3 protein-coding genes are annotated in these 4,936 nt (G+C 64.3%); all 3 read left to right on the forward strand.

The genetic code is table 11. From position 1 onward, the window contains the following. Positions 1-471: 471 nt before the first annotated feature. The 3 genes from M3498_12575 to M3498_12585 all read left to right on the forward strand — a co-directional run bounded on the left by M3498_12575 (position 472) and on the right by M3498_12585 (position 4,746). Positions 472-2,439, forward strand: a complete 1,968-nt coding sequence (locus M3498_12575; GenBank protein ID MDQ3460116.1) for an alpha-amylase family glycosyl hydrolase — start codon at positions 472-474, stop codon at positions 2,437-2,439. Between the two features lie 474 nt (positions 2,440-2,913). Then, entirely contained in the window at positions 2,914-4,209 is a 1,296-nt protein-coding gene (locus M3498_12580; protein MDQ3460117.1) for a PQQ-dependent sugar dehydrogenase, read from the forward strand. Between the two features lie 72 nt (positions 4,210-4,281). After that, on the forward strand, positions 4,282-4,746 hold the full coding sequence (locus tag M3498_12585) for a c-type cytochrome (protein ID MDQ3460118.1): 465 nt from the start codon (positions 4,282-4,284) through the stop codon (positions 4,744-4,746). Positions 4,747-4,936 lie beyond the last annotated feature (190 nt).

A 4,936-nucleotide genomic window follows, 5' to 3' on the forward strand; every position in this document is an offset into this window, starting at 1 on the left:
GTCTTGAGTACGTTCATTATGATTGTGCTAAGAATTGTCGGTCTGAGCGCGTTATGTTCACGTAGCGCCGCCTTGGCGCCGTCTAGGAGAACAGGATGGTAGTCAAGGAAGCACCGGCGCTCTGGGAGAGAATCGACTTACTTCGGCGTGACCCCGAGCGTGCTGTTGTGATGAGCGAGGGGAAGACGTTCCACAGGCCCCTGCCGCGTTCCGTCGACTAGCGCGCCATCCTCGAGGAGAGCCTGCGTCAAGCTGTTCTCGCTTTGGGTGACACGGAAGTGCTGCTGCTCCTGGCCGAACGCTTGGGCAGTGACCTCGAGCTCTGGGTGGTGGAGGACGAAAGGGGCTAGGCCACGCTGGGGCCAGGCTGAGGAGTGGCGACTGGGGACCGGTAGAACGCAAACCCCGGTCCCAATCCGCCCAAGGTCGGGAATCTTGCCTGATACAATTTATTATGGCAGCTTATTAGTTATGGCGGTTCCTTTGCAAAACACCCTGCTCCTGACGCCCGAGGCCAAGGGGCAGTTCGACCGGCTGGTGCCGCTTCTGGAGGGACCTCTCGCCGACCTGCCCGAGCGCGACCGCGACCTCTTCGTCATCCGCCTGGCGCGGCAGTTTCAAAACCTCTACGACGGCCTCAAACCCCTCTACGGCGAGCGCGAGGACTTCGACGAGGTCCTCGCGCGGCTCGCGCTCCTCTTGGCCGAGCGCTACCGGGCGCGGCCCGAAGCGCTGAAAACGCTCGACCTCGAGCGCGACCTCACCCCCGACTGGTTCCAGCGCGAGACGGTGGTCGGCTACGTCTTTTACGCCCAGCGCTTCGCGGGGACGCTCAAGGGCATTCTCGAGCATGCGGATTACTTGGGGGAGCTGGGCGCCACTTACCTCCACCTCATGGCGGTCATCCGGGCGCGCGAAGGCGAGAACGACGGCGGTTACGCGGTCGCCGACTACCTGGAGGTGAACCCCGAACTCGGCACGGTGGACGACCTCGAAGAGGTCTGCGCGGCGCTGCGCGGGCGCGGCGTCAGCGTCTGCGTGGACCTGGTCTTGAACCACTGCGCCGACGAGCACGACTGGGCGCGGCGGGCGCGAGCGGGCGACGAACGCTACCGCGACTACTTCTACAGCTACCCCGACCGCGCCCTGCCCGACGCCTTTGAGAGGACCCTGCCCGAGGTCTTCCCGGACTTCGCGCCGGGCAACTTCAGCTGGGTGCCGGAGATGAACCGCTGGCTGTGGACGACTTTCAACAGCTACCAGTGGGACCTCAACTGGAGCAACCCCGAGGTCTTCCTGGAGGTAACCGGCACCCTCCTGGAGCTCGCCAACCGGGGGGTCGAGGTCTTCCGGCTCGACGCCGTGGCCTTTTTGTGGAAGCGGCTCGGCAGCGACTGCCAGAACCAGCCCGAGGTCCACAGCCTGCTCCAGGCGCTCCGGGCCTGCTCGAGAGTGGCCGCGCCCGCGGTAGCGCACAAGGCTGAGGCCATCGTCTCGCCCAGCGACCTGGTCCACTACTTCGGCACCGGCAAGCACTACGGCAAGGTCTCCAACATCGCCTACCACAACACCCTGATGGTCCAGTACTGGTCGGCCCTGGCGAGCCGCGACACTAGGCTCATGACCCACGTCCTGCGCGAGTTTCCGCGCACGCCCTCCCAGGTTGCCTGGGGAACTTATATCCGCGGCCACGACGACATCGGCTGGGCGGTCACCGACGAGGACGCGGCCGCGGTGGGTCTGGGCGGCTTTGCCCACAGGAGCTTTCTCTCGGACTTCTACGCGGGCCTCTTTCCCGGCTCCTTTGCGCGCGGCGAGGTCTTTCAGTTCAACCCGCTGACGGGCGACCGGCGCATCTCGGGCACCTTCGCCAGTCTGGCGGGCCTCGAGCTCGCCCTGGAAAGCGGCGACGAGGACGCGGTGACGCTCGCCATCGAGCGCATCTTGCTCGGCTTCGCGCTGATGGCGAGTTTTGGCGGCATCCCGCTCCTCTACATGGGCGACGAGATCGGCCTCCTGAACGACCCTCGTTATGCCGAGCAGCCCGAGCTGGCTGGCGACAACCGCTGGCTGCACCGCCCCTTCATGGACTGGAAAAAGGCCGACAGGCGCCGCCGAGAAGGGACGGTCGAGGCGCGCATCTTCAGCGGTGTGCGGCGCATCGTCCTGGCGCGCAAAGCCACGCCGCACTTTCACGCCCACTACGCCAGCCTGGTTCTCGACACCGGTCACCCTCACCTGTTTGCCTTTGTACGGCCCCATCCCCTCGGCAACCTGCTGGCGCTGTTCAACTTCAGCGAGAGGCCCCAGAGCCTGCCGGCGGGCCTCTTGGACGAGTGGCGGTTGCCCAGTCCCGTTGACGCGCTCTCGGGTCGCGCGGTCGAGTCCGCGGGCGGCGCGATCTCGCTGGAGTCTTATCAACGGCTCTGGCTGGTCTAGCCTTCCCCGGCGCAAAACGAGAAGAAGGCCAAGATAGGCTTAATGAAGGTTGGAATTGACCCTGTTGGGGTGGAAACCCAGCGATTTCTGTATACCTTTCTACTGTCAAGGGACGCGGGTTGTTCTTAAGCTAACGTACGTAACGCCAGTTTGTGGATGTGCATGATGTCGGTTCTCAACAAGCTCTCACCGGCAGCGCAAGTACCTCTCCAAACGGCGGGCATCCGAGGCTGTTGTCTGGAAGATGTTCTTCTCATGGGCAACGTCCGTATGCCGGAAAGGAGCATTGTGAACCCAAGGCATTTTGTGTACCCGCTCATCGCCTGCCTGGCGCTCGGGCTCTCTGTCCTGGCGGCGGCTTAGGAGCAGGCACCGGGGCAACAAGATCAGTTCGACCTGACGCTCGAGCCCGTAGCCGAGGGCTTCGGCCAGCCTGTCTACCTGACCACGCCACCGGACGACGACCGTCGTTTCGTGGTGGATCAGGTCGGCTACATCTACATCTTGGACGAGGACGGCAGCCGCATGGACGAGTCCTTCCTCGATCTGACCGACCGCATGGTCGAGTTGCGCGAGCAGTTTGACGAGCGCGGCGTCCTGGGCCTCGTTTTCCACCCCGACTACGCCGACAACGGCCGCTTTTTCGTCTACTACAGCGCGCCCGCGCGCGAGGGCATCCCCGAGGGTTGGGACCACACCAGCCACCTTTCGGAGTTCGCCGTCTCGGAAGACGACGAGAACTTCGCCGACGCCGAATCGGAACGGGTCGTCCTCGAGGTCGACCAGCCGCAGTTCAACCACAACGGCGGCCAGATCTCCTTTGGTCCCGACGGCTATCTCTACATCGCCCTGGGCGACGGCGGCGGCGCCGACGACACGGGCGAGGGCCACCCGCCGCTGGGCAACGGCCAGGACATCACCACCCTCCTGGGCAACATCCTGCGCATCGACGTAGACGCCGAGGACGAGGAGCGCGGCTACGGCATCCCCGAGGACAACCCCTTCGCCCAGGAAGACATCGAACTCCCTGACGAGCACGAGTGGGAGGGTGACGAGGCCCGCGAGGAGATCTACGCCTGGGGCATGCGCAACCCCTACCGCTTCTCCTTCGACCGCGAGACGGGCGATCTGTGGGTCGCCGACGTCGGCCAGAACCAGTGGGAAGAGGTCAGCCTGGTAGACGAGCCCGGCAACTACGGCTGGAACCTCAAAGAGGGCACCCACGGCTTCGACCCCGAAAACCCCGACGAGGTCATCGAGCCGGAAGAGGCTCCGGATACCGGCCCGCGCGGCGAGGAGCTCATCGACCCGGTCATCGAATACGGCAATTTAAACGTTCACGAGGACGGCCGCGGCATCTCGGTGATCGGCGGCTACGTCTACCGCGGCGGTGACATCCCCGACCTTGAAGGCCACTACGTCTTCGCCGACTGGAGCACGAGCTTCGGCCAGCCCCAGGGCAAGCTCTTCGTGGCGGCGCCTCCTCAGGCTGAGGGCGAGATGTGGGAGTTCGTGTTCGACGAAGAGCTCGAGTACTTCGTCCTGGGCTTTGGCCAGGACGCCGATGGCGAGCTCTACGTCCTCACTACCGACACCACCGGCCCGGCCGACGAGACCGGCAGGGTCTTCAGGATCGTTGCGGGTAACGGCGTCGCGGCGGAGCAAGCCGAGACCGAGACCCAAGACGAGGACGAAGTCGAGGACGACACCGACACCGAAGACACAGAAGACGACACGGAAGACGATTCGGAAACCGAAGGCGATTATTAATCCCGAGGACCGGTGCGCTTGGCGCACCGGCCCCTTTTATCTTGACTTGGATATCATAGGAGACCTGCAACTATGCGAAACTACCCCAAGCCGTCCTACAAAAAGTTGCTTGGCCTAGCGCTGACCGTCCTGATGCTCTTTGCCGTGGGAGCAGCAAGCACCCAGGCATCAGAAGAAACCGGCAACGGCCTCTACACCGCGGAGCAGGCTGAAAGGGGTCAGGAGGCCTATGAGAAGCACTGCTCGAGCTGCCACGGCGCGGAGCTCGAGGGCAGCGGCCACTTTCCTCCCCTCACGGGCGACCGCTTCTGGCGGCGCTGGGAGGGGCGCACGGCCTGGGAACTCTACGAGTTCACCCACGACAACATGCCCCTCGGCCAGGGCGGCTCCTTGCCCGAGGAAAGCTACGCCGATATTCTGGCCTTTCAGCTGGCCCACTACGGCTATCCTGAGGGCGAGGCGGCCTTGGTGCCGGACGAGGAGGGTCTGGCGGAGATCATCCTCGAGCCGCAGCAGGACGAGGGTGAGGACGATTAGCACCGGTCTACGAAGCTAGCGGGGCAAGGCAGCAGTCCGGCGGGTCAGCGCCCGGCTGCTTGAACAAATCCTGCCAGCTCGCCCTTCAGCTTCGCCAGCGATTCGCGGTGGACGTACATCATGTGGCCGGCCTGGTAAAGGCTCTTGGAAAGGTTCGCTTGCAGCGTCGGGTCGAGTTCCAGGTGATTCA

The sequence above is a fragment of the Deinococcota bacterium genome (assembly GCA_030858465.1).
Lineage (GTDB): Bacteria > Deinococcota > Deinococci > Deinococcales > Trueperaceae > JALZLY01.

Excerpts from the sequence above, each read along its gene's own strand:
- M3498_12585 (MDQ3460118.1), top strand. The coding sequence starts at position 4,282 with ATGCGAAACTACCCCAAGCCGTCCTACAAAAAGTTGCTTGGCCTAGCG.
- M3498_12575 (MDQ3460116.1), top strand. The coding sequence starts at position 472 with ATGGCGGTTCCTTTGCAAAACACCCTGCTCCTGACGCCCGAGGCCAAG.